19 protein-coding genes are annotated in these 25,939 nt (G+C 33.0%); 9 read left to right on the top strand and 10 right to left on the bottom strand.

Features of this window, described 5'->3' with window-relative positions; genetic code table 11:
• Positions 1 to 17: 17 nt before the first annotated feature.
• Genes QLS31_RS02850 through xrtF form a run of 3 tightly spaced genes read right to left on the bottom strand, consistent with a single transcriptional unit; the run spans position 18 to position 1,875 of the window.
• The gene (locus QLS31_RS02850) at positions 18 to 848 is read right to left on the bottom strand and encodes an ATP cone domain-containing protein (RefSeq protein ID WP_121342762.1); all 831 of its coding nucleotides are present in this window, start codon (positions 846 to 848) and stop codon (positions 18 to 20) included.
• A gap of 57 nt (positions 849 to 905) precedes the next feature.
• Positions 906 to 1,349: an exosortase F system-associated protein gene (locus QLS31_RS02845; RefSeq protein WP_282742439.1), complete on the bottom strand. Its 444-nt coding sequence runs from the start codon at positions 1,347 to 1,349 to the stop codon at positions 906 to 908.
• The gene (xrtF, locus tag QLS31_RS02840) at positions 1,327 to 1,875 is read right to left on the bottom strand and encodes an exosortase family protein XrtF (RefSeq protein ID WP_282742438.1); all 549 of its coding nucleotides are present in this window, start codon (positions 1,873 to 1,875) and stop codon (positions 1,327 to 1,329) included. The genes QLS31_RS02845 and xrtF overlap by 23 nt, the downstream gene beginning before the upstream one ends.
• A gap of 75 nt (positions 1,876 to 1,950) precedes the next feature.
• Between xrtF and QLS31_RS02835 the strand changes: the two genes are divergently transcribed.
• The 5 genes from QLS31_RS02835 to QLS31_RS02815 all read left to right on the top strand — a co-directional run bounded on the left by QLS31_RS02835 (position 1,951) and on the right by QLS31_RS02815 (position 6,834).
• Positions 1,951 to 2,406, top strand: a complete 456-nt coding sequence (locus QLS31_RS02835) for a GAF domain-containing protein (protein WP_282710681.1) — start codon at positions 1,951 to 1,953, stop codon at positions 2,404 to 2,406.
• 34 nt (positions 2,407 to 2,440) lie between these two features.
• Positions 2,441 to 3,382: an energy transducer TonB gene (locus QLS31_RS02830; RefSeq protein ID WP_282714765.1), complete on the top strand. Its 942-nt coding sequence runs from the start codon at positions 2,441 to 2,443 to the stop codon at positions 3,380 to 3,382.
• A gap of 151 nt (positions 3,383 to 3,533) precedes the next feature.
• A complete protein-coding gene (rpsO, locus tag QLS31_RS02825) occupies positions 3,534 to 3,800 on the top strand; it encodes a 30S ribosomal protein S15 (protein ID WP_035670202.1) in 267 nt (88 codons plus the stop codon).
• A 150-nt stretch (positions 3,801 to 3,950) separates the two neighbouring features.
• Positions 3,951 to 6,092 (top strand): polyribonucleotide nucleotidyltransferase, encoded by a 2,142-nt coding sequence (locus tag QLS31_RS02820; protein ID WP_282742436.1) that lies wholly within the window; start codon positions 3,951 to 3,953, stop codon positions 6,090 to 6,092.
• Positions 6,093 to 6,207: 115 nt separating this feature from the next.
• The gene (locus QLS31_RS02815; protein WP_282742435.1) at positions 6,208 to 6,834 is read left to right on the top strand and encodes a hypothetical protein; all 627 of its coding nucleotides are present in this window, start codon (positions 6,208 to 6,210) and stop codon (positions 6,832 to 6,834) included.
• Between the two features lie 168 nt (positions 6,835 to 7,002).
• Here the strand turns inward: QLS31_RS02815 and QLS31_RS02810 are convergent, their stop codons facing one another.
• Positions 7,003 to 7,872 carry an Abi family protein gene (locus QLS31_RS02810; RefSeq protein ID WP_282742434.1) on the bottom strand — a complete coding sequence of 290 codons (870 nt, stop codon included), beginning with the start codon at positions 7,870 to 7,872 and terminating at the stop codon, positions 7,003 to 7,005.
• Positions 7,873 to 8,233: 361 nt separating this feature from the next.
• Here QLS31_RS02810 and QLS31_RS02805 point away from each other — a divergent pair, with 361 nt between their 5' ends.
• From QLS31_RS02805 to rpe, 4 genes are all read left to right on the top strand, one after another.
• Positions 8,234 to 10,099, top strand: coding sequence for a site-specific DNA-methyltransferase (locus QLS31_RS02805; RefSeq protein WP_282742433.1), 1,866 nt, complete (start codon positions 8,234 to 8,236; stop codon positions 10,097 to 10,099).
• A 99-nt stretch (positions 10,100 to 10,198) separates the two neighbouring features.
• The gene (locus QLS31_RS02800; RefSeq protein ID WP_282742431.1) at positions 10,199 to 12,766 is read left to right on the top strand and encodes a DEAD/DEAH box helicase family protein; all 2,568 of its coding nucleotides are present in this window, start codon (positions 10,199 to 10,201) and stop codon (positions 12,764 to 12,766) included.
• 218 nt (positions 12,767 to 12,984) lie between these two features.
• Positions 12,985 to 13,848, top strand: coding sequence for a sigma-70 family RNA polymerase sigma factor (locus tag QLS31_RS02795; RefSeq protein WP_007137700.1), 864 nt, complete (start codon positions 12,985 to 12,987; stop codon positions 13,846 to 13,848).
• Between the two features lie 420 nt (positions 13,849 to 14,268).
• A complete protein-coding gene (gene rpe / locus QLS31_RS02790) occupies positions 14,269 to 14,931 on the top strand; it encodes a ribulose-phosphate 3-epimerase (protein ID WP_282742429.1) in 663 nt (220 codons plus the stop codon).
• Between the two features lie 60 nt (positions 14,932 to 14,991).
• Here rpe and QLS31_RS02785 read toward each other — a convergent pair whose 3' ends face one another.
• From QLS31_RS02785 to QLS31_RS02760, 6 genes are all read right to left on the bottom strand, one after another.
• On the bottom strand, positions 14,992 to 15,888 hold the full coding sequence (locus tag QLS31_RS02785; protein WP_282742428.1) for a carbohydrate kinase: 897 nt from the start codon (positions 15,886 to 15,888) through the stop codon (positions 14,992 to 14,994).
• Between the two features lie 309 nt (positions 15,889 to 16,197).
• On the bottom strand, positions 16,198 to 17,706 hold the full coding sequence (locus QLS31_RS02780) for a DUF4960 domain-containing protein (protein WP_282742426.1): 1,509 nt from the start codon (positions 17,704 to 17,706) through the stop codon (positions 16,198 to 16,200).
• A gap of 240 nt (positions 17,707 to 17,946) precedes the next feature.
• Positions 17,947 to 19,686, bottom strand: coding sequence for a RagB/SusD family nutrient uptake outer membrane protein (locus QLS31_RS02775; protein WP_282742423.1), 1,740 nt, complete (start codon positions 19,684 to 19,686; stop codon positions 17,947 to 17,949).
• Positions 19,687 to 19,695: 9 nt separating this feature from the next.
• Positions 19,696 to 22,845 (bottom strand): TonB-dependent receptor, encoded by a 3,150-nt coding sequence (locus QLS31_RS02770; RefSeq protein ID WP_282742421.1) that lies wholly within the window; start codon positions 22,843 to 22,845, stop codon positions 19,696 to 19,698.
• Between the two features lie 12 nt (positions 22,846 to 22,857).
• Complete coding sequence (locus QLS31_RS02765) at positions 22,858 to 24,456, bottom strand: glycoside hydrolase family 32 protein (RefSeq protein WP_282742419.1); 1,599 nt, start codon at positions 24,454 to 24,456, stop codon at positions 22,858 to 22,860.
• 5 nt (positions 24,457 to 24,461) lie between these two features.
• The gene (locus QLS31_RS02760; RefSeq protein WP_282742417.1) at positions 24,462 to 25,778 is read right to left on the bottom strand and encodes a sugar porter family MFS transporter; all 1,317 of its coding nucleotides are present in this window, start codon (positions 25,776 to 25,778) and stop codon (positions 24,462 to 24,464) included.
• Positions 25,779 to 25,939 lie beyond the last annotated feature (161 nt).

Below are 25,939 nucleotides of genomic sequence, written 5' to 3'. Positions count from 1 at the left end.
AACAATCCTGTATTATTTTAAATATAACTGCATAATTCCGTTGCTTCTTTTAATACGTTTTTTATCCGGTTTGGACTCAATCCTATTTTTTCTAAACAATCGGAATGGTTTATAATTTCTTTGACTAAAATCACGTCTAATATCAATAACTTATCTTTTTCGGCTATTGATAAAGTGGTTAAGCAAGTTACCGGATAAAGATAGTGTGTGTCATTTTTTGTTTTTAGATTATTGTCTTCAGGATAATTCCAACTTAATAAATTCAATCCGGAGCATTTTGCAAAATCGACAGCATCAGTCGTAAACCTGTTATTTGTGACAATCCAACAATTTGAAATACTATCTTTTTTTTCAAAAATGGCATGCTGTCTTTCCTTCAAATCATTGAAACGAGATAAAATATACATGGGAACTTTCACATCCGAAGCGGCTTCCCTCCCCAGATGATATTTACATTCAATCATTGAAATTTGCTCATTCTTCTTTACTAAAACATCAATTTCATGCAACACACATTTGCCTTGCAAGCTCATATTTGTTACCGTTTGATACTGTTCCGAAGCAAAAAGACGGGCGATATATTTTTCGAAAAAGAAACCTGCCGGACCTAACAGTCGTATTGCTTCTCTTAAATTATAACGTGCCGCATGGGAATTAGCCGTTTTTTTCAATAATGAAAAAGCCATTTTGTAGATTTGTTTCGTAGAAATACCCTCATACATTTGTTTTTTTATAGCATAAAGTATGTTATCGACCGCAATAGCACTTGCTCCCGATTTTAAAAGTGACTTTTTAAGTTTATCAGAATTAAATTCGACAATATCCCCAGAATGTTTGATGATTTTCATATCCTTATTGATTTGATAAACAAACACTTAAATCAACATAAAGATAAAGAAAAAAGACTACTTATTTTGTTTTTGATAATAAAATCCCGGAACAAATAATAAGACAAAAATAGGTTGAATCAAAAACCTGCGAACGTAAAATAAGACCCAATTACTATTTTCATTCGCAAAGTAGACTATGTAGAAAAAAGCAACAATAAGAATCATGAAGAAAAAATAATACAGAACGAAGGCAAATTTAACCATCGCGACATCCTTGAAAATGACATAAATAATACCCAATGAAATAACGGCATTTAATGTGTAACGGAACAATAGTCCTAAAAATAATTGAGTTGAATCAAAACTTGGTAGCCTTAACTTGGCAAAATCTTTTTTGAAAAAATTCAGAAAAGGATCATAAAACAACTGATTTTCAAAAGTACGAACAAGCACTAATAATACAACCAAAAGAAGGAATTGTACGAATCTCAGTTTGTTATTTAATATCTTTTGAAGCATATCTTGAAAATTTACGAACCCAAATTAACCACAAAATAAAAACTACACCATAAATATACAAAGGAAAAAGGACTCCGTGTAAAAACGGCTCTTGTTTTGGAAAATAAAAAATCAGTGCACTTAAAGCAGCTATTCTCAAAATATTCAACACATAAATAAGAAGGCTTCCGCCAAAGATAAAAAGCAGCGTTGCTTGTAGCTTCCCCGAAAAAGCTAATACAAATGAAATAAACAAAATAATTACACTAATTGCATTACAGCCTTCTACAATACGGGCAACATATTTTTGATTATAAAACAGCTTCATATAAGGATGCGCAGCACTTTCTTCAATTGAAGATCCATTATTGAACAATTGCAGTACTTGCTCCGTATTTTCACTCACCATTCTGGTAATAGAATCTATTTTATTTCCCTCAAAACCATTAAGGTAGCGCTGATACAAAAAAGTCAGCACTATATAACTCAAAAAAAAGGTTGCCAAAAAAAGCAAAAACGGTTTGTAGAGAATAAAATATTTTTTCAAAATCTATTTTTTAACAAATTTATGTAATTTTTGAAACTGGCTTTAAATACTTTTGCATAAATAAAAATTAAAAACATGACATTTCAAGAATTACAACCAAAAGTAACCGAAATCACTTTAAATACAACGCTGTCAAGAGACGAAAAACTATTGTCTATTTGTGAGCTTCTTAGCGACTCCATTTCCTATTACAATTGGGTTGGATTTTATTTTGCGAATCATGAATCCAAAACATTACACTTAGGTCCTTATGTTGGAGCAGAAACAGATCATACTGTAATCCCTTTTGGAAAAGGAATTTGCGGACAAGTAGCAGTTTCTAATGAAAATTTTGTAGTTCCTGACGTTGCAGCACAAGACAATTATATCGCTTGTAGTTTTACCGTAAAATCAGAAATTGTAGTACCACTTTTTGTAAACGGAGAAAACATAGGACAAATTGATATTGACAGCCATGTCTTGGATCCTTTTACTAAAGACGATGAATTATTTTTGGAATTTGTAAATACAGAAGTAGCTAAATTGTACTAAAATAATTACATTTGACAGCAAATAAAAACATCTTATGTCAACTAATCTATTTGCTGCAATATTATTTTTGGTATCCACTTTCTCATTTTCACAAACTCCAAAAGACGGAAAAATATTTTTAGATTCAACATGGAATGAGACTACTGAAGCGAATCATAAATATTATAGAATAATCAAAGATTATTATTCTGATAAAGAAAGCTATAAAATTTATGATTATTTTAAATCAGGAGTCTTACAAATGGCCGGAGCCTCAAAATTCAAAGATCGTTTACAAAAAGAAGGTCCGTTTGTTTATTATTATGAAAATGGTAACAAAGAATCCATGGAAAGTTATATAAACGGTTCGCAAACTGGAAAACAATATAATTGGTATCAAAATGGACAAAAAAAATCAGAGACTGAATATTTCATAGATAACAACAGTAGAACTCCTAGTTATAAAATAATTCAATTTTGGGACATCAATGGCAACCAAAAAATAATTGACGGTATTGGTGAATATGAAATAAAAACTGACAATTTCTATGAAACTGGAAAAATTGTTAATGGTTTAAAACATGGAACATGGGAAGGTATTGTTGATTCCGAAAAGTATAGCTATACCGAAAATTATGTAGAGGGAAATCTTATATCTGGAACAAGCACAGATTCTAACAATATTAAATATAGTTATACTTCAATAGCTACTATGCCTGAACCCAAAAAGGGGATAAAGCATTTTTACAATTTCATTAGCAATAATTTCATCAAACCTAGCGAAGCTAAATTATATAAAGTATCGGGCATTGTATATTTAACATTCATTATTGAAAAAGACGGTAGAGCGAGTGATATTAAAGTCGTCAGAAAATTAGGTTTCGGAATTGATGATGAAGCTATTCGAGTAGTAAAAAGTTATAACCAATGGAGCGCTAGTAAAACAAGGGGAATGAACAGAAGTGTATTGTATTCTTTACCAATATCAATAAAATAATTTTCAAAAGAGTTAAATGCTATTTTGAAAATTGGATGATACAAAACACTAATGTCATCTAAAACTTGTCGGTTTGAAAATAAAGATTATCTTTGCACCCGTCTTACAATAGATGTACGACATACATAAAAATCATTAAACAAATATTGGAATGTATTTAACTAAAGAGATTAAAGAAGAGATCTTCGCTAAACACGGAGAAAAAACAAACACTGGAAAATCAGAAGCGCAAATTGCTTTGTTCACTTTCAGAATTAGCCACTTAACTGAGCACTTGAAAAAAAATCGTCACGATTATAATACAGAGCGTTCATTGGTATTGCTTGTAGGTAAAAGAAGAGCTTTGTTGGATTACTTGAAGAAAACAGAAATCAACAGATACCGTGAAATTATCAAAGTATTGAATATCAGAAAATAATCAATATAAAAGAGGTGCGAAAGTGCCTCTTTTTGTTTTTATACACAATAATAAAAAAAGTTTGGTTTTTCATTGGGTTTTAGGCATTAACTACGCAAAACAACAACTACAACACAACTAGAACCCATGTTTAACTAATAAATTAAATTTATGATTCCACAATTATTTGTAGAAAGTATCGATTTAGGTGATGGCAGAAACATCACAATCGAGACAGGTCGTTTAGCCAAACAAGCGGATGGATCTGTAGTAGTAAGAATAGGTAAAACTGTTATTTTAGGAACAGTAGTATCTTCAAGAAAAGCAAGTCCAGGTATCGACTTTTTACCTCTTACGGTAGATTATCGTGAAAAATTTGCTGCAGCAGGACGTTTCCCTGGTGGTTTCTTCAAAAGAGAAGCTCGTCCAAGTGATAACGAAGTGCTAACAATGCGTTTAGTAGACCGTGTATTGCGTCCGCTTTTCCCAGATGATTATCACGCAGAAGTTCAAGTGATGATTCAATTAATGTCTTATGATGAAGATGTAATGCCTGATGCATTAGCAGGTTTAGCCGCTTCAGCAGCATTAGCTTTATCTGACATTCCTTTCGAAACTTTAATTTCTGAAGCTAGAGTTGGAAGAATTGATGGTAAATTCATCATCAATCCAAGTCGTGCACAATTAGCATTATCTGACATAGATATGATGATTGGAGCTTCTATGGATTCTATCGCAATGGTAGAAGGTGAGATGAAAGAAATTTCAGAAGCAGAAATGCTAGAAGCAATTAAATTTGCACACGAACACATTAAAAATCAAATTGCTGCTCAACTACGTTTGCAAGCTGCTTTTGGAAAAAAAGAAGTTCGTACTTACGAAGGAGAAAAAGAAGATGAGGCTATTTATGCTAAAGTAAAAGCAGCATCTTACGATAAAATTTATGCTATTGCAAGTAAAGGTTCTTCAAAACAAGAACGTACTGCTTCATTTGCAGAAGTAAAAGAAGAAGTAAAAGCATTATTTACAGAAGAAGAATTGTCAGAAAATGGCGATTTAGTTTCTAAATATTTTTACAAAACTAACAAAGAAGCGGTTCGTAACGTAACCCTAGATTTAGGAACACGTTTAGACGGAAGAAAAACTACCGAAATCAGATCAATCTGGAGTGAAGTAGATTATTTACCATCTGTACACGGATCAGCATTGTTTACACGTGGAGAAACACAAGCTTTGGCAACTGCAACTTTAGGAACATCTAGAGAAGCAAACCAAATTGACTCTCCATCTGAACAAGGTGAAGAAAAATTCTACTTACATTATAACTTCCCTCCTTTCTCAACTGGTGAAGCTCGTCCTTTAAGAGGAACTTCAAGAAGAGAAGTAGGCCACGGAAACCTAGCTCAAAGAGCATTAAAAAATATGATTCCTACTGATTGTCCTTATACAATTCGTGTAGTATCTGAAGTTTTAGAATCAAATGGTTCATCTTCTATGGCTACCGTTTGTGCTGGAACATTAGCACTTATGGATGCTGGTATCCAAATGATTCGTCCAGTTTCTGGAATAGCAATGGGGTTGATTACTGATGGAGAACGTTTTGCTGTATTGTCTGATATTCTTGGTGATGAAGATCACTTAGGAGATATGGACTTTAAAGTAACTGGAACTTCTGTAGGAATTACAGCTTGCCAAATGGACATCAAAATCGACGGTTTGAAATACGAGATTATGGAAGCTGCTTTAGCTCAAGCTCGTGATGGTCGTTTGCATATCCTTGGAAAATTAATCGAAACTCTTGCTGCTCCGAAAGAAGATGTTAAAGCATACGCTCCAAAAATCATTACAAGAAGAATTCCTAATGCATTCATTGGCGCCTTAATCGGTCCTGGTGGAAAAGTAATTCAAGAATTACAAAAAGCTACTGGAACAACGATTGTAATCAATGAAGATCCAACTACAGAAGAAGGAGTAATCGAAATTTTAGGAACAGATCCTGCTGGAATTGAAGCAGTATTGGCTAAAATTAAATCGATCACTTTCAAGCCTCAAATGAATGAGTCATATGATGTGAAAGTTATCAAAATGCTAGATTTTGGAGCAGTAGTTGAATACCTAGATGCACCAGGAAATGAAGTTTTACTTCACGTATCGGAACTAGCATGGGAACGTACAGAAAATGTTGCTGATGTAGTTAATATGGGAGATACTTTCCAAATTAAATACCTAGGAATGGATCCTAAAACTCGTAAAGAGAAGGTTTCTAGAAAAGCACTTTTGCCAAGACCTCCACGTGAGGAAAGAAAAGAGTAATCAGATCTTAGTTTACTAAAGGTTTATTTATAAAAAATCCCGTTTCAAGTACATGAAACGGGATTTTTGTTTAATTCATGAAAGTATTACATTTGAATACTAAATCACTAAAAATATGTTCTCTAAAGAATTCAAAAAAGCAATAGAAGAATTACCAAGTATCGAAAAAGACAAGTTGATATTCCGACTTTTAAAAAAAGACTTAGATCTGGCTAACCGCCTTCATTTTGAATTAGTCGCTACAGAAACCGTGGATGAAAGGAGAAATAATTTTGAAAAAGCAATGCTAAAAAAAATTAATCACCTAAGTAATAGTTTTTATTCAGTTGGGTACTTATTACAAGATATTCGCTATGTAAGTGGTGACATTAATGAACATGTAAAAATAACTAAAGACAAGTTTGGTGAAATAAGCCTAAATCTTAAAATGTTAATTCAACTCTTAACAATTAACGGCGAAAGAATAGAAACTGTGCCTTATTCAAAAGCGTATACGTTGTGCATCTATGTAATTGCCCGAGCTTTTAAAATTTTACTTTTAATAAAAGCAATTGACGAGGACTATTTTATGGATTTTAAAGAAGACCTTTCCACACTAGGAAAACTAATTTATGACATCCCCTTTTTAATGCACACCGCTATTAATAATGAATTAGATGTTAATTGGCTGATTTCCGGAGAAATCCCTGACGATATTGCGAGAATTCACAAAGAGATTAGAGCTAACGGATTTTTAAAATAAAAAATGCTACACATTATTAACACCATCGTCTATAACCAATAAAAAACCCAGAGCAAGTCTGGGTTTATCTTATTTTTTTATAGTGCAGCACTAAAGCAAATGAATAGTAGGGCACTTAATAGAGCGCAAAGATACAAAGAAAACTTTATTTTGTTACAATAATTATAATTAATATTGGTATCCTACCTTATTAATGATAATATCTTTGATTACCTCGTTTTCAGAATGCTTAAAAAACAAAGCATTCAAATCATTTTCTAAATCATTTTTTCTCTCGTTAGAAATTGATTTCAAAACAAATGAAATTATTTTTATGGCGGAATCTAATGAATGTCTATTATTACCATTAAAACTTATACTTGGCAATAAGGCAATTCCTTTTGGTGTCATAAAATCAAATAATACTCCTCCGTGCGCACATGTATTCCTCACATAAACTATAGTGTCAAACAAATTTATAAATTTTGACAAATTCAAAACACCATACAAATTAGCAATTGTTATTTTTAGTTCCGTATCATGTAATGATTTGAAAGTTTTTAGTACTGCGCCAAATGTAAAAAATTCTAATGTTTTCCATGCAGGTGCATACAAATCATTAATATTGTTTGAATGGTGTAATTTAATAGTTTTGTTTGTTCTCTTAAAATCTTCATTATAGTATTTTCCTATAGTACTAATATACCGATTGTCTATAACTCTTGGATTGATAAACCAAGTGGGAGAGGATTTGTATTTATTAGAAACATAATAAACAAGTTTTGTCCTAAAATTAATTTCTATCCTATTCAAGTATTTCAAAAGTAAATTTCTCAAATCGACATCCAAATAATATAAAGTAACTGCATTAGAGAACAAAGTACCTTCTTGAAATTGATGGCTTGCATTTATTTCAAAAGGATGCCAATAAAATCCCAATCTATAATAACCAATATCCAGCAAAATTTCTTTCACTTTTTCAGGCTCTAAATCTAAAATCATTCCTCTTTCTTGAAGTTTTAGAATCTGATTATCAACATCTGTAGCAATGCCCGCCATGGTTTTTTTCTCACAAAGATGATCTTTATTTTAATAGTAAATAATCAAACTTATGCACAAACAAACTTAGTTTTTAACAATGCTTTCTTTTTATTACACTTTTAAAAAAACTATATTTGCTTTGATAACAAAAGATAAAACTATAGATAATAATATATAACAACATATAAAATTAGCGTTTAGCGAAAATTCCTGTATCTGAAATCGACCAAATTTTAAATACCTACAGGAGAGTTTAAGTTAACGTTCATGCCAAAGGCGTGGGCGTTGCTTTACTTTGTAGGTAGGGTTCTTGGTCGGACCTCAGATACGAGCATTGCAATTAGCCTGCGCCTATTTTTTGTTACTACAACAAAAAAACATGAAACTATACGCTGCGGTCGAAGCCCTCTTAAAAAATGAACCCAATTATGTAACCGATGATGGTGACTTGAAAAAATGGGTAATCATTAGTAAAGCACAAAATTGCGATACAGAATTAATCTCCTTACTACTGGAAAATCCCGAAATTAAAACTCATTTTTTTATTCCTATCAAAGACATTTTGGTATTTAACCAAGCCTTGTTTATCCAATTTATGGAGCAAAAAAACTACTTGAACGATAGTTTTACGGCTTATAAAAACAAAATAGGATTAACAATTGACGGCAAATTCTTAAACCAACGAAACGAAGTAGCTCTAGTTTGGCCTTATAAAGATTGTATTCTTGAAGGCGGACAAAGCCGAGAAGAAGACAAACGGGAAGAAATTTTCTTTAATGAAGTCTTAGCACAAGATGAAATTAATCAGTTATTAGATCCAAAAGTATTGACCAATGTCAAAACCTACACCAGTAATGGAGAAAAAGTATTTGAAGGTTTTACTAGAAATGAGCAAGGAACAATAACCGATAATTTGGTTATAAAAGGCAATAATTTGTTGGCTTTGCATTCTTTAAAAGAAGAATTTGCTGGAAAAGTGAAGCTCATTTATATCGATCCACCATATAATACTGGTAAAGATGGGTTTGGATATAATGATAACTTTAATCATTCTACTTGGTTGACTTTTATGAAGAATCGATTGGAAGTTGCAAGGAATTTTTTATGTGATAATGGAAGCATTTGGATTAGTTTAGACGATAAAGAAATGCATTATTGCAAAGCTATTTGTGATGAAATATTCGGAAAAGAAAACTTTATATCGACGATTATTTGGAATAGCAAATACACCGTTTCAAATGACGCAAAATATATTTCTTATCAGCATGAAAATATATTATTCTATGCAAAGAACAAATCCAATTTTACAATAGGATTATTAGAGCGAACTGAAGAGCAAAATGGGTCATACAAAAATCCAGATAACGATAAAAAGGGAGTCTGGAAAGCTACTCCTTTACATGCAAAAAGTGGTAAAGAAGAAAATAACTACACAATAAATTTTTCAAATGGTATAACATGGTCACCTCCCAAAGGACGTTATCCGAGATATTCAAAACAGAGATTAATTGATATTTTTGACGAAGGAGGCTTATATTTTAATAAGAACGGTGGAGTTGATAAGAAAACATATCTATCAGAAGTCAAACAAGGCGTGACATCTGGTAGTGTTTGGAATTATTCAGAAGTTGGACATTCACATTCTAATAATGAAGAGTTAGCTTCAATTTTAGGCAAAGGTATTTTTGAGAATCCTAAAGGTACAAGTTTGATAAAAAAAATTTTAAAAATAGGAAATGTTCGTGAAAATGAAATTGTATTGGATTATCATGCTGGTTCAGCAACTACAGCTCACGCAGTTTTGGAACTAAACAAAGAGGATGGAGGAAATAGACAATTTATTTTGTGTGAGCAAATGAATTATATAGAAACGGTTACTGCAAATCGAATTCAAAAAGTTATTGAAAGAAATAATTCAGGTTCTTTCACTTATTTTGAGCTCAAAAAATACAATCAAACTTTTATCGACAAAATACTAGAAGCCAAAGACAGCGAAACCTTGTTTGGAATTTGGGAGGAAATGAAAAACAAATCCTTTCTGAATTACAATATCGCTATTCAAAAACAAGAAGAACACATAGAAGACTTCAAAAAATTGGAATTTTCGGCACAACAAGAACTCTTGATTACTTTATTGGATAAAAATCAATTGTATGTAAATCTTTCTTCTTTGGAGGATAAAGATTTTGAATGTACTGCCGAAGAATTAAAAGTAACACAGGATTTTTATCAATTGAATAAATAACCCCAAACTTGTCATTTCGACGAAGGAGAAATCACATCCGATTGATTAGTGTGATGAGATTCCTCCTTCGTCGGAATGACAAAAAAACAACAAATATTTATGGCTTATTTATACGATACATTAAAAGATAATTTTGGTAAAATTGCTATTTCAAAAGTTGAAATTCCCAATTATATTTCTGATAATCTTAAACCAGGTTATGGAGAAAGAGACTATCAAAAAGAAGCTTTTCAGCGTTTTATACTTTTCTATAATGAAGATTTTGAAGGCAAGCCAAGAAAACCATTTCATTTAATGTACAATATGGCGACAGGAAGTGGTAAAACACTTATCATGGCTGGATTAATGCTCTACTTGTATGAGAAAGGATACCGTAACTTTTTATTTTTTGTGCATTCAAATACTATTTTGGATAAAACCAGAGAAAACTTTTTGAATGCTTCGGCTAGCAAATATTTATTCAATCAGGATATTGTTGTCAATGGACAAAAAGTATATGTAAAAGAAGTGCGGAACTTTGACGAAGCCGATGATAGAAATATCAACATTCATTTTACTTCTATTCAAAAACTGCATTCGGATTTGGTTCAAAGCGAGAAAGAAAACGCTTTGAGTTTGGAAGATTTTAAGAATAGAAAAATAGTTTTATTGGGAGACGAAGCACATCATTACAATGCCAATACGCAAAGTCAGACCCAATTATTTCAAAGCTGGGAAAAACTAATTGAAACTATTCATCAGGCTGACTTAAATAATATACTGTTAGAATTTACAGCTACTTTAGATTATGAAAAGCAAGATATTGTCAAGAAATACGAAGATAAAGTACTTTTTAAATATGATTTAAAACAGTTTCGGTTAGATAAATTTTCGAAAGAAATTAATTTAATTCGGTCAAATTATGACGAAAAGGAACGTGTAATTCAAGCCATTATCCTTAATCAATATCGGCAAGAATTAGCAACCAAACAAAACATCAATTTAAAACCTGTTATTCTTTTTAAGGCGAAGCAAACCATAAAAGAATCGGAACAAAATAAGCAAAATTTTCATCAATTGATAGAAAGTTTAGACGGAAGTAGTATTGATGCCATTCGAGAAACATCAACGGTTACAATTGTTCAGAAAGCTTTTTCTTTCTTTGACAGTATTCATTTATCATCAAACGAATTGGCTAAAAGGTTAAAATCTAATTTTCGTCCAGAAAATTGTTTGAGCGCCAATGATGAAAAAGAGGCTGAAGCCAATCAGATAAAATTGAATACACTTGAAGATGCTAATAACCCAATTCGAGCCATTTTTGCCGTTCAAAAATTGAATGAAGGTTGGGATGTTTTAAATCTTTTTGATATTGTGCGTTTGTATGAAGGACAAAATTCGGGTGGATCCAATAAAACATTCGGAAAAACTACAGTTGCCGAAGCACAGTTAATTGGTAGAGGAGCACGATATTTTCCGTTTACTTTAGATATTGACCAAGATAAGTACAGAAGGAAATATGATGATGAAATAGATAGTGATTTTAAGGTTTTGGAAGAATTGTATTATCATACAAAAGATGAAAGCAAATACATTTCGGAACTCAAAAAAGCATTAGAGCATTTTGGAAGTACAGAGAAAGAAGAAGACTTTGTTCAATTTTCTCTTGAACTTAAGGAAGATTTCAAAACAACTGATTTTTATAAAACAGGAACAGTCATTTTTAATAGGCGAAAAGAGAAGAGCTATGCTAATGTGAAATCATTTGCTGATTTGGGAGTTGTGAAAAAAAATTATGAATACATTTTGTCTTCTGGAAGTGGTAGAATGTCAGGAATGTTTAGTTCTGATTTTGAAATTTATGACGATAAGAATATAGCAAAAGATGTCAAGCTGAATGAGATAATAAACCAACATATTATAAGAACTGCGTTAGCACAAAATTCGTTTTTTCATTTCGATAAATTATCAAAATACTTTCCAAATATTCCGTCAACAAGTTTTTTTATAAACGATAAGAACTATTTAGGCAATCTTGAAATTGCTTTTGTAGGGAATAAAAACCGTCTGGAAAACATTTCGAATAAGGACTATTTACTGGCCATTCAAGGATTATTATCGGCAATTGAAATAGAGATTAAAGCAAATTTGACACAATATGAAGGTTCTGATTATATTCAGAAGAAAGTACACGAAGTCTTCAGAGATAAGCCTTTAAAAATAAATAGATATGATGAAAGAGCTGACGGCCAAGAAAGCTTAGTAGTTAATGAACCGTGGTATGTTTACAATGCGAATTATGGAACAAGTGAAGAGAAAGACTTTGTGAAAATGTTTGCCAAACGATTTGAAAGTTTAAACAAGAAATTTGATAATATCTTTTTAATAAGAAATGAAAGAGAAATAAAGATTATTGATAAATTAGGTCGTTCTTTTGAACCTGACTTTCTTTTATTTTGCAAGCAAAAAATAGGAGAAGAATTGACATTTCAAGTGTTTATTGAACCAAAAGGAGGGCATTTAATTTCTCACGATAAATGGAAAGAAGATTTTCTTAAAGAAATAAAAGGAGAAAAAAGAACAATAAAAATTAATACCGATAAATATAGAATAACAGGAGTTCCTTTTTATAATAATAGAGTGGAGAATGATTTTAAAAAATCATTAGAAAGCGTTTTAGAGGTTTGATAAAATAGTATTCAATTGAAGCGTCAGTTGCATTAGGGATAGCAGTGGAAATCCTTTTTATTTTTTCTTTAAAAATAAAAAGATTGCAATGTATAGCCCGACCGCAGGGAATGCCATTAAAAATCTTTCTAAAATAAAATTCCCAATCAATTGTAACTTTTTTGAAACTCCATACGTATAATCATTTGTACACTTAAAAATTGAGGAGACAAAAAAACATGAGACAACTAAAAATCACCAAGCAGGTAACCAATCGTGAAACTGCTTCATTAGACAAGTATTTACAAGAAATTGGAAAAGTTGACCTTATTACCGCTGACGAAGAGGTAGAATTAGCACAAAAGATTAAAGCCGGTGACCAGAAAGCATTAGAGAAATTGACAAAAGCCAATTTACGTTTCGTGGTTTCGGTAGCAAAACAATATCAAAATCAAGGGTTAACTCTTCCCGATTTGATTAACGAAGGAAATTTAGGATTGATAAAAGCAGCACAACGTTTTGATGAAACTCGTGGTTTCAAATTCATATCGTATGCCGTTTGGTGGATTCGTCAATCTATTTTACAGGCATTGGCTGAACAATCTCGTATCGTTCGTTTGCCTTTGAACAAAATTGGTTCTATCAATAAAATCAACAAAATGTACGCTTTATTAGAGCAATCTAACGAGCGTCCACCATCTGCTGAGGAAATTGCAAAAGAGCTTGACATGACAGTAAATGACGTAAAAGAGAGCATGAAAAACTCTGGTCGTCACTTATCAATGGATGCACCTCTTGTAGAAGGAGAAGACTCTAACCTTTATGACGTTTTACGTTCAGGTGAATCTCCAAATCCAGACAGAGAATTAATCCACGAATCATTGCGTACCGAAATCGAGCGTTCATTAGAAACATTGACTCCAAGAGAGGCTGATGTAGTTCGTTTATACTTTGGTCTTGGTGATCAACACCCAATGACATTAGAGGAAATTGGAGAAACTTTCGACCTAACTCGTGAGCGTGTACGTCAAATCAAGGAAAAAGCAATCCGCAGATTAAAACACACTTCAAGAAGTAAAATACTAAAAACCTATTTAGGATAAAACAGTCAAAAGTCATAAAGTCAAAAGTCATAAAGTTTAACAACAGTATGATTTTTGACTTTCGGCTTTAGACTAATAAGTAACGACGGTCTGATTAACTGTTCGTTTTTTGATTGATGATTGAAACTCCGGCTGATTACCGGAGTTTTATTTTTTACAATTGCGAGGTAATAAGGAAAGCAATTACATCATTATTTTTTGGGTGTAATCCTCCGTAAAAACTTCGGGTCAGGCTTTCGGCTATATCTCTCCGCTACGCTACGAGGATGTCGCCTCTATCCTTTACGCGCAATGTACGGACAACTCGCGAGTTGTCCCTTCTAAAAAAATTTCTGCGATTGCTCTAAAAAAACTACTTTTGCACAAACAACACAATCTGTAAAGATACACTGCAGTGCATCTTTACGTAACAACTACACAATGACGAATACACTTATTGCACCATCAGTACTTGCTGCCGATTTTGGGAACCTGCAACGCGACATCGAAATGATCAACAACAGTGAAGCCGATTGGTTTCATATTGACATCATGGATGGCGTTTTTGTTCCAAACATTTCTTATGGAATGCCAGTTCTGGAAGCCATCAACCGACATGCAAAAAAAACAATTGATGTTCACTTGATGATTATCGATCCAGACCGTTACATTAAAACTTTTGCTGAATTAGGCGCAAATATCCTAAGCGTACACTATGAAGCCTGCACACACCTTCACAGAACACTACAAGCCATCAAAGCCGAAGGAATGAAAGCTGGAGTAGCCATCAATCCACACACTAATATTGACTTATTAGAAGATGTAATCAATGATATTGATTTAGTTTGTATCATGAGTGTGAATCCAGGTTTTGGAGGACAATCGTTTATAGAAAACACCTATGCTAAAATTGAAAAGCTAAAAGCTTTAATCACTAAAAAAAGAGCAAATACTATCATTGAAGTTGATGGTGGTGTAACCAATAAAAACGCTAAACAGCTAGTGGAAGCCGGCGCAGATGTTCTGGTAGCCGGAAGTTTTGTTTTCAAAGCTGAAAATCCAACAGCTACTATTGCCGACTTGAAGAAATTAACGACTCTATAAAAGCAAAAAAGTCCCTTAATTGGGACTTTTTTCATCTAGTTTTCTATGAAATTGATTTTATCAAATCATCATGAATTTTTTAATTTCCTTTTCATTGATCTTAGGATTAGCTCCCTCTTCACCAGCAACTAGAGCACCTACTGCACAGGCATAATTTAATGCTTTTTGCGGTGATTTCCCTCTAAGCAATCGGATAAGAAGGGAGGCTAAAAAAGAATCTCCAGCACCTACTGTATCAACTACTTTTATAAAATAACCACTGTTGTAATAAAATTTATCATTATAATATAAAACAGCACCAAATTCTCCCTTAGTTACGCAAACCTGTTTTGTATTTGTCTTTTCAGCGATAAATTTAATATTCTGTTCAAAGGAATTATAAGGTGACTCCAATTCTGTACTTATTTCGCGTAATTCTTCATCATTCAACTTAATAAAATCAGCTTTTTGCATCAGATTATTTAATACCTCTATTGTATAGTATGGAGCTCTTAGATTGGCATCGAAAACCTTATATTTTGCCTTATCTAAAAGTGAAATCAAAGTTTCTCTAGAAACCTCATCTCTGGATGCTAAACTTCCAAACACAAAAACATCTGCTTCAGAAATCACTTTATCCATTATTTCAGTTTCTACAATTTTGTCCCACGCAGAAGGATATAATATATCATAGGAGGCATTTCCCTTTTCGTTTATCATTACATGTACTGCACCTGTTTTGTATTCTTTAGTTACTTGAATTAAATCAGTAGTGATTTCTTGACTGCTTAAAAAAGATAAAATATCTTCTCCGTTTTCATCTGCACCAACACGACTTATCATTGTCGTTTCTACCCCAAGGGAGTTCATGCGTAAAGCCACATTCAATGGAGCTCCTCCAATTTTTTTATGTGTTGGAAAAATATCCCATAAAACTTCCCCAAAACATACAGCATTTAAAGTGTATTTTGCATTCATAATTATAAAATTTAAAAATTGAGGATAAACAAAAGTCTACCCTCAATTTAATTTAAAACACTACTTAAAACAAATTTATTTATTAAACACATTATTAAAACTCGCAATCATGTCATTAGAAATACTATTATCTATAGCTTTCTAATATTTATTTATCGTAACAAACAAAAGTTATTAATTACGAATTGTTAAGTTCTCACTTTTATAACTTTATATTTCATGAGTGATTTTTTCTTTTTTTAAAAATATTGCTATTAAATAATTTTAACAATGGCAGTGTATTAGAATACACTGCCATTAAATATGTTATTAGTTTGCAAGACCTAAATCTGCTAAATGGGTTAAAATATTTTTAGTAATTATCTTCATGTTATTACCATTAGGCTTACCTCCTACTTCCCAGTCCCAAGTTCCTCCTATCGCGCAAACTACAGTACCAGTTGTTCCTTTTGATGGCCATTCTACACCCCAAACTTCGTTACCTCCACAGTTACCCCAAAGAATTTTACCACCTACAGCAGCTTCAAAATTTGACCTCGTTTCATTCAATGTCGCGGCTTTCCATGGGCCAAAATCCATATTATATTGAGCAACTCTATTCTTTTTTAGAGTACCAGCGGCTAAAGTCTCAAAATTTGTACCAATACAACCACCTGTACTTGAAGATACACCTGCAAAGTAAGGACTTGAAATATCTGCTGTCCAACTACCACCCCAAGCACCACCTGATAACCCGTCTTCATATCCTAAACCACCCCAAGCTTGATTAGGAACCCCATTGCCATCCACTACACCAATATCATCTAAAATAAATACAGCGAAATTACTTACAAGTATATTCCCGCCTGCTTGATAATAGGTTTTAACTTTATTAATTAATTTATCGGCTAAATCTGAACACGCAGGACCATCTGCAGGTCCTTCGCCAATTATACAGTTAGCACCATTTTTAGGGAATTGGGCTACTCTATCTCCCCACCAGCCTCCATCATACTGAATCCAAATGGCATCATAAGTGCTTAAATCTACTACACCATTTGCTACATCAGTAAACGAATGATATGTAACTTCTGTTAATGGCCCTGCAATATTTGGAAACCATGCTGCAGCAGTTTCATCGTCATCTACTGTAAAATCTCCTCCATTGCAGGCATTCCAAGCGGCAGGTGTATTTTCTGCAGCAGCACCTAAAAATGCTATTTTTCTAATATCAAAACTCACAAGATATTTAATAATTCTAGAAGGTGAAATGACATTAGCAGTGTTAAAAGTGTTAATCTTAAAAGTATAATTTCCTGCAGCGACATTAGTAATAGTATAAGATGTGGCATTTCCAGGTAAATTTACCACTTGATCATTAATTTGTAGCTTTATACTTTTTAAACCAGTTTCTATCAGATCCCATGTAAGAATAACGTCCTTACCATCTTGTTTGACCTTAAAATTGCGAACAGCTTCTGGGCCTTCCCTACGTAAACTAACAGTTTCACCTAAAGAAAGATTACCATCAGCATCTTTTGTTTTTACGGTAAATGTATAATCCTTATTTACATCAATAATGCCATAGCTAAATGTTGTTGCCGCACTTTCAATGTTTGCAACACCATCGGTATGAATTACAACTATGCCACTTACATTTGACGGATTTGTCCAAGTTAAAACAGCATCGTCACCATTTAAAGCAACAGTTAATCCGCTTACCTTTTGAGCAATAGTCGGCGTTATTCCGCCCCAATCTATATCATCACACGATGAAGTTAGTGTGAGTAAGATGCCGACCACTAAAAGCATCGATATTTTTTTAATAATTTTATTCATGATTTTCTTATTTTAGTTGTTATTTTATAGTTATTAAATCATCATTCAATTGACAACTGCTTACCTTAATAAAAAGTCATAACAGAAGAACTGAGATAAAAAATTTAATTTTATTTTCAATTTCATAACTTCTTTTGATGATTATATGATTATGATTAATCTTTTGATATCCAGAAGAAACCGTTTTAATTAATTTCTTCTGGAATTACCAAACTAACTCAAAAACTATAATCCTTTCAATTAATATCCAGGATTTTGAATATATAATCCTCCTGTAAAATCAATTTCTCTTTGAGGTATTGGATAATATTCATCTCTACCGGCAGTAAACTTAGCATTAGAAAGAAAATCTCTTTTAGTTTTCTCAACAGTGAGGTAAGCATTTAAAACTGGCTCAGCAATACCCCATCTTACTAAATCAAAAAATCGAGGGCCTTCCATTCCAAACTCCAATCGTCTTTCAAACATAAGTGCTTTCATAGCATAATCTTTTGAAGAAAAAGAAGGGTATTGAGCAATTTTATAAACATCTGAAGCTCCTGCTGCCAATGGCATCGCTTTACTGGCTGCAGCTCTTGCTCTAACTTGATTAATTATAGGTAGTGCTTCAGTATATCTGTTTAATTGTATTAATGCTTCTGCTTTAAATAATAACACATCTGCATATCTGATAAAATCAACATTTTTTGAAGTACCTATAAATGGTCCATTTTTCACATAACAGGAACAGTCTGGAGATTGTTGCTCTTTCATATTCCCAAAGTATCCATAAACTCCTGGATCTCTAGCCCAACTCAATTTGTAGACCATATCTCCTGAAGTTTTCAAAGTGTTTTTATATTTAAATGGTCTTCCCGGAACACCAACAGTATGGTCAATTCTTGGGTCTAAAGTAACTCCGGCTGCTAGTGGAGCATCACCATTAGTAATTGTATTAAAAATATCTGAATTATTGAAAGTGTCTAATAATGGTAAGCCATTAGCATCAGTTCTAAATGCATTCACCATATTTTGGCTAGCCAAATGAAAACCACAACATCCATAAAGAGGAGTTCCGTGAGGAGAGTTTAGTCCTGTAACAAAACTTACTCTTCCAGTGTTTGTCCCATCATTAATAGAAAACTGAACAGCCCAAATAGATTCTGAACCATTATCATGACCATCTAAAAAATTATTTCCAAAGTCAGGCACTAAACCTCCTGTCACTTTATCAGCATAATCTATTACTTTTTGTAATTTTGCTGCATCTATACTAGTTACTTGATGCGCATCATTTTGCTTATATGCTTGATATAAATTTAATTTTGCAAGATAAGCAGCTGCCGCATTTTTATCAGCTCTACCTACCTGATCCTGACTTTGTTGTAAATTATCAAATGCAAATAGAAAATCAGCTGCAATTTTGTCCCATAAAGCATCACTTGACAAATCATTTGACGTTTTTAATATGTCTTCCTGTGTAAGCTCTTCTGTTATATAAGGAACTTTATTAAACAATAATTTTAGCATAAAATGAGAATGCGCTCTTAAAAAACGCAATTCTGCTTGTCTCACTTTTTTTAATGGATAATCTGCATCAGGAATTGCATTAATAACCGACAATGCAAAATTAGCTCTAGAAATCGCTTTATAATGATTTGTCCAAGTTCTTGGTAACATCCAGTCACCATAATCTGCAATGGTAGTGTTGTATTGTTCGTATCTGTCAATAACATCAACATCGCCACGACCACCTCCGCCTTTATAAGCATCATCAGATCGAACACTTCCATAAACCCATTGGTTTGTTATTGGGCCTACCATTTCGTCATTCCCAATTGCAGCATAGGCCGCATTTACAAGCGCTTCTGCATTTGCAGCTGTCGCCACATTTCCAGAAGACAATACACCTGTTGGTTCATATTCTAAAAAATCGGAGCTACATGATGTCAAGAATAAAATTGACAAACAAATGATAACTATATTATTATATTTCTTCATGATAATTAATTAAAAATTAAAGTTTATACCTAATGAGTAAGTAGTTGGTACTGGAATTCTATTCACATCTGTTCTCTCTGGGTCCTGTCCTATATATCCTTTTGGAGTAAACCAAAATAAATTTTCTCCTTGAGCATAAACTCTGCAGCTAGTAATGAATCCTGTTTTTTCAACTAATTTGTCTGCAAATGAATATCCAATTTGCATATTTCTAAGTTTGAAATAGGAATTATTTCTTAAAATATAATCTGACATTTGTGTGTCATTGTTTGCTAATGAAAGAGATGGCACCTCAGTATTTGTATTTGTAGGTGTCCAAGCATTCAATGTTCCTGGCCCTGCATTATCTCTTCCTTGAACAAAATTATTCCAAAAAACATAAGGATCAACCCCAACTCTTCCAGCTACACCAGAACCAAAAATGGAGAAATCAATATTTTTATACGCTAAACTAATATTAATACCGTATTCTAATTTTGGAAGTGTTGAACCAATAAAAGTTCTGTCATCTGAATTTATAACACCATCACCGTTGATGTCTACAAATTTGATACCTCCCGGCCTAGCACCTACTTGAGTTGGAGATTCATTAATTTCGATTTGACTTTGGAATAATCCATCGGTTTTAAATCCAAAAACTTCAAACTGTGAATGACCAATTATCGAATTAGCTGCAGTTCCTGGATACGCTGCTCTTACCACTTCTGGCAAATCTGTGATTTTATTTTTAGTCGCACCAAAATTTGTAGTAACATTAAAAGACAATCCATTATCTAATTTATCTGCATATCCTACTGTAAGTTCCCAACCTTTATTTGCAGTCGAAGCACCATTTACAAAACGTTGCTGTCCTTCTCCAACAGCAGATGCAACTGGTGGTCTAATCAAAATTCCCTCTGTCTTTCTTGAGAAATAATCAAACGAACCTGATAATTTATCTCCGAAAAAACCAAAATCCAAACCTACGTTAACCTCTTTGGTAGTTTCCCATTTTAATCCTGAATTCGCTGCTTGTATAGACACAAATCCTGAAGGCAAGTTTCCGGTATTAGCTCCATTCAAATCATAAGCAGTACCTACGTTATAATAAATGTTGAAAAAATCTGGATTATAAACATTTTGATTTGGTCCGTATCTCGCTTCATATAAACCAAAACGAGCATTATCACCAATAGATTGATTTCCTACTTCTCCATAACCAGCACGTAGTTTCAAGTTTGAAACTGCTTTTACATTTTGAAAGAATTCTTCTTTATTTATCCTCCATCCTGCAGTAATCGCTGGAAAAATACCATATCTATTATCTTCACCAAATCTTGATGAACCATCTCTACGAATAGTGAATGAAGCTAAATATCGGTCAGAAAACGAATAATTAAATTTACCAAACTGAGAAAGTAGTCTACTACCAGTTGAAATTCCATTGTTTGTTCTAGCTCCAGTAGCTGCAGATAGTGTAAAATAAGATTCTGATTCAACCGCAAATCCCTCTGCACGTGCAAACAACGTATTCAAATCCGTTTTGGTTGATTCAGTTCCTATTAGGATTCCAAATTTATGCTCACCTACATTAAGGTTATAATTTAAAGTATTTGAAATTGTTAAACTAGTGTATTTATTGGTGTCAAAAGCTAAACTATTATTGTTTCGGTTGACAAATCCATTTCTCACGATCGGTTCAATGTCTTTTCTACTGAAATCATTAAAATCCATCCCAATACTATTTCTAAAGGTTAGCCCTTTTAGAATGTCAATTTCAGTAAAAACATTACCGTACAAAGCCATTTTTTTGCTATTATCCCATCTGTTCAAATATTGCATTAATAGTGGGTTATTTCTATCTGAATAACCGGAACCCAATGGGCCAGCATATTCGCCAGATGCAGTGTAAACTGGAATCGTTGGGGCAAGAGTTATAGCTAAACCTGGTGTTGGAGCGCCTCCAACGTCATTAGCGGCATTTCTTTCGCTTGATTGTGTAAATTGAGAATTCACACCAAATCTTACCTTATCGTTAAACAACTTGAAATTGGCATTAAGTCTTGCAGAATATCTCTCATAATTAGTAAATTTTAGCATCCCAGAATTATCTAAATATCCCATATTCAATACTGCATTTGCTTTATCAGATCCACCAGATACAGATAAATCATTATTGATAAGAAGTCCTGTTTGGTATACAGTATTCTGCCAATCAGTATCTCCTGAAGGAACATTAGTATCTCCACCTACATATGGTTTTACACTTACACTATTCAATATTGGATTACTGAAATCATTATTCCAATCAAAATCATAGATTTCTCCATATCCACCAGATGGGCTTGCGCCATCGTTAACAGATGCTTGCCATAACACTTTTCCTCTATCTAGAGCATTAAGCATTTTGTATCGTTGTTTTTTCTCGGAAAGTACAGAAACGTTTGTACTATATGATACTTTAGTCACACCCCCTTTTGCAGCATTTTTAGTGGTAACAATGATTACCCCATTGGCAGCTCTAGAACCATAAATAGAGGAAGCCGATGCATCTTTTAAGACTTGAATAGATGCAATAGCACTAGGACTCAAACTAGCAAAAACCTCAGGTCTAGTTGTAGGAACCCCATCGATAACATACAATGGATCTGTATTACCAAGTGTACTTACCCCTCTAATTAATATTCTACTATTTGCCCCACTTGGATCTCCTGATTTCTCTATATTCAAACCAGCAACCCTTCCTTGCAAAGCTTGCATAGCATTTCCAGAACTCATGGTTTGCCCAGTAATAGGTTTCAGTTCAACTACCGTAACGGCACCGGTTAAATCGGCTTTTTTCTCTTTACCGTAACCCGTTACAACAACCTCTTGTAGTTTTAAGGATTCTGCTTTCAAAGCAATATTTAAAATAGTTTGTCCATTAAGTTTAACAGACTGAGATTCATATCCAGTAAAACTAAATATTAAAGTTGCATTTTTGTCTACATTGTTTATCGAAAACTGACCGTCGAGATCCGTAGTTGTTCCGACTTTAGTTCCAGAAACCAATACTGATGCACCAGGAAGAGACATTCCGTCTTCGGAGGAAGTTACCACTCCTTTGACACCTATGTTTTGGGCCGATACAGAAAAAAAAGACCCCATCAGGATTAAGTAAAGAATAATTTTGTGTTTCATAATTTAGTTAGTTTAGTTAAAATTTAGTTGGTTAATAATTAAGTTTTCAATGGTATAGTCCGTGTTGGCTTTAGAAACTGAAAAATATTCCATAGGTTTATCCGGGAAAAATATTTCAGTCATAACTGTTTTTCCATTGTTATAAAAAATTTCAATTGAGGTTTTATCAACTATTATTCTTATATCCATTTTATCAAAGTCACCCTTAAAAGGAGCCTTTGAAATGTTTTTTGCGAAAAGATTAGAAAAAGCTAATTTTCCAGATTTTGATCTATCAATAAAAAAGTAATTCTCCTTTTTATTGATTCCAAATTGAATTGTATTCTTAGCATCATTTGATAACGAAAAGGTGTAAACGTCCTTTTTAAGATTCACTAATGAAAAATGAATATCTAGTTTTGATAAATCGACTAATGTCTTATCTGCCAAAACTGTTTCCTTATCTATTTTAAGAGATTCTTTTTTAATAGTTTTAGCAATATAATTTTTTAATTCTTTTACGGGTTTAGAAGAAATAATATAGTGACCACCATCGTTAACAAGTGCTAATTCTCTAGGTATAGTCATACTGCTTCTCCATGTTTCAGTTGGTACTTTTTGTGCATAATCCCAATTTGACATCCACCCTATAAACAATTTTCTACCATCAACCTCAGAAATATTAGCCCAAGTAACGCCTGCATAATTATCTCTTCCGTAGTCAATCCAAAGCCCTTTTTGTTGCTTTACATCTTTTGAAAAAGTTTCATCAATAGTGAATTTTTTTCCGTCAAAATCACCTACGAAGCATTGTGTAGCTGAACCGCCATTAGGCCCTCCAGGATTAATGCTTGATAACATTACCCATTTATAATCATCAGTTCCGTCAACTAGCATAGGGAAAAAATCAGGGCATTCCCAAACACCCCCATGAGTTCCAATCTCTTTCCCGAATTCTGAAAGCAGTGCCCATTCTTTTAAATTTTTAGAACCGTAAAGCATTGTTTTATCTCCTGCAGCAAGTATCATAATCCACTGTTGATGAATGGCATCCCAAGTCATTTTAGGATCTCTAAAATCTTTGATATTCGGATTTTCAATGATTGGATTCGCTTCATATTTCGTCCAAGTCAACCCTTCATTTAAGGAATAGGCAATACCTTGTGACTGATAATTAATCTCACCAGCTTTTTCTTTTTTGATATCATGATACGTAAACATCGCAACCATTGGAGGATTTTTTAAGCTTCCAAATCCTGAAGTATTTTTTACATCAACCACTGCACTGCCTGAAAAAATATATCCTTTTTCATCTGGATAAAGTGCGATGGGTTTTTCAACCCATGTTATAAGATCAGTACTGATAGCGTGACCCCAATGCATAGGTCCCCAAACATTTGAATCTGGATAATACTGGTAAAAAAGGTGGTAATATCCATTATAATAAAACATCCCATTTGGGTCATTCATCCATCCTTTTTTAGGAGTAAAATGAAAATTTGGTCTGTATAATTCTGATTCTGTATAGCTCTTCTTTTCTTCAAATAAAGATTGCTTACATCCAACTAAAACTACTGCACCTATGATGAAACACATAATCCTGAAAAATTCTTTTTTAATTATTGTCTTCATAACTATTATTTAATTAATTTTTTACTTAATTCTCCCAATGAAATTCCTTTTGTTTCTGGCATCATAAAAGCGACAAACAAAAGTTGAAAAACCATCATCACTGCAAAAAACAGAAATACTACACCAGGCCCTACTGTAGAAAATAGATACGGAATTAATGATGGAATAATAGCAGCTAGAACCCAATGTGTGGTACTGCCAAAGGATTGTCCTGATGCTCTAAGATGGTTTGGAAAAATTTCTGAAATAAAAACCCAAATTACAGCACCTTGACCTATTGCATGTGCAGCAATAAATAAGAATAAGAAAACTGTAACAGCTATGCCTTCCCAGTGAAAAAAGAAAGCCATTGCAACAAGTGAAAGTGATATAATATATCCTACAGAACCAATGTACATTAATACTTTACGTCCTAATTTATCAATTAAGAAAACTCCTAAAAGTGTAAAAATTAAATTCACAACTCCTATTCCAATACTACTTAGTAACGCAGTACTTTCTCCAAGACCCGCTTCTTGAAATATTCTACTGGAATAATATAAAAAAGCATTAATCCCAGATAATTGATTGAAAAAAGCCATTAAAAAAGCCAATACCAAAGGGGCTCTGTATTTCTTTAAAAATATAGTATCGTTAGCTTTAGAAGCATCATTATTGTCTTTATCTAAATCTTCTTTTATTTTTCCATAGTCAGCTTCTTGCCCCATTAATTGCAAAACTTTTTTAGCTTCGTCATTCTTGAATTTAGATAATAACCATCTTGGGCTTTCAGGAATCAAAATCATTAATAAAAGATAAATTACAGATGGAATTGCTTGTACTCCCATCATCCATCTCCATGAATTTTCACCCACATCATTTAAAAGATAATTAGATAAAAAAGCCATAAGAATCCCTAAAACAATATTGAATTGATAAAAAGCAACCAACTTGCCTCTATCTTTTGCAGGAGCAATTTCTGATATATATGCAGGTGCTGCAATGGTCGATGCTCCAACACCCAAACCTCCAATAAATCTAAATGCGGCAAACACAAATGGATTATTTGCAAATGCAGATCCAATTGCAGAAAACAAAAATAAAATCCCTATCCACAATAAGGTATTTTTTCTTCCTATCTTATTAGTGGGAATCCCTCCAAATATTGCCCCAAGTACAGTTCCCCATAATGCCATTCCCATAACAACTGTCCCGTGAAATGCATCCGAAGAATTCCAAAGAACTTGAAGCTTTTTATCTGCTCCAGAAATAACAACAGTATCGAAACCAAATAGGAAGCCTGCTAATGACGCAATTAAAGCCCAAACAACAATTTTTTTCATTATCAAAAAATATTAAATTAGATTGCTAAGATATCCGCATAAATTTCGATTTTATTTTGAGGATGTTACAATTTCATTTAATACTGTTTCGAAATAACAAACAAGCAACAAAATACTTATTATCAAATAGTTAGACATTAAAATAACCAAATAACTACTTC

This window comes from Flavobacterium sp. XS2P24, assembly GCF_030010285.1.
In the GTDB taxonomy this organism is placed as follows: domain Bacteria; phylum Bacteroidota; class Bacteroidia; order Flavobacteriales; family Flavobacteriaceae; genus Flavobacterium; species Flavobacterium algoritolerans.
The sequence above is the reverse complement of the archived record's forward strand: the minus strand, read 5'-3'. Positions and strand labels throughout refer to the sequence as shown.

What these genes read in the sequence shown, in the direction of transcription:
- rpsO (WP_035670202.1), top strand. Translation starts at nt 3,534, where the DNA reads ATGTATTTAACTAAAGAGATTAAAGAAGAGATCTTCGCTAAACACGGA.
- QLS31_RS02810 (WP_282742434.1), bottom strand. Translation starts at nt 7,872, where the DNA reads ATGGCGGGCATTGCTACAGATGTTGATAATCAGATTCTAAAACTTCAA.
- QLS31_RS02835 (WP_282710681.1), top strand. Translation starts at nt 1,951, where the DNA reads ATGACATTTCAAGAATTACAACCAAAAGTAACCGAAATCACTTTAAAT.
- rpe (WP_282742429.1), top strand. Translation starts at nt 14,269, where the DNA reads ATGACGAATACACTTATTGCACCATCAGTACTTGCTGCCGATTTTGGG.
- QLS31_RS02770 (WP_282742421.1), bottom strand. Translation starts at nt 22,845, where the DNA reads ATGAAACACAAAATTATTCTTTACTTAATCCTGATGGGGTCTTTTTTT.
- QLS31_RS02780 (WP_282742426.1), bottom strand. Translation starts at nt 17,706, where the DNA reads ATGAATAAAATTATTAAAAAAATATCGATGCTTTTAGTGGTCGGCATC.
- QLS31_RS02850 (WP_121342762.1), bottom strand. Translation starts at nt 848, where the DNA reads ATGAAAATCATCAAACATTCTGGGGATATTGTCGAATTTAATTCTGAT.
- QLS31_RS02785 (WP_282742428.1), bottom strand. Translation starts at nt 15,888, where the DNA reads ATGAATGCAAAATACACTTTAAATGCTGTATGTTTTGGGGAAGTTTTA.
- QLS31_RS02800 (WP_282742431.1), top strand. Translation starts at nt 10,199, where the DNA reads ATGGCTTATTTATACGATACATTAAAAGATAATTTTGGTAAAATTGCT.
- QLS31_RS02805 (WP_282742433.1), top strand. Translation starts at nt 8,234, where the DNA reads ATGAAACTATACGCTGCGGTCGAAGCCCTCTTAAAAAATGAACCCAAT.
- QLS31_RS02845 (WP_282742439.1), bottom strand. Translation starts at nt 1,349, where the DNA reads ATGCTTCAAAAGATATTAAATAACAAACTGAGATTCGTACAATTCCTT.
- QLS31_RS02795 (WP_007137700.1), top strand. Translation starts at nt 12,985, where the DNA reads ATGAGACAACTAAAAATCACCAAGCAGGTAACCAATCGTGAAACTGCT.
- QLS31_RS02830 (WP_282714765.1), top strand. Translation starts at nt 2,441, where the DNA reads ATGTCAACTAATCTATTTGCTGCAATATTATTTTTGGTATCCACTTTC.
- QLS31_RS02775 (WP_282742423.1), bottom strand. Translation starts at nt 19,686, where the DNA reads ATGAAGAAATATAATAATATAGTTATCATTTGTTTGTCAATTTTATTC.
- QLS31_RS02820 (WP_282742436.1), top strand. Translation starts at nt 3,951, where the DNA reads ATGATTCCACAATTATTTGTAGAAAGTATCGATTTAGGTGATGGCAGA.
- QLS31_RS02760 (WP_282742417.1), bottom strand. Translation starts at nt 25,778, where the DNA reads ATGAAAAAAATTGTTGTTTGGGCTTTAATTGCGTCATTAGCAGGCTTC.
- QLS31_RS02815 (WP_282742435.1), top strand. Translation starts at nt 6,208, where the DNA reads ATGTTCTCTAAAGAATTCAAAAAAGCAATAGAAGAATTACCAAGTATC.
- QLS31_RS02765 (WP_282742419.1), bottom strand. Translation starts at nt 24,456, where the DNA reads ATGAAGACAATAATTAAAAAAGAATTTTTCAGGATTATGTGTTTCATC.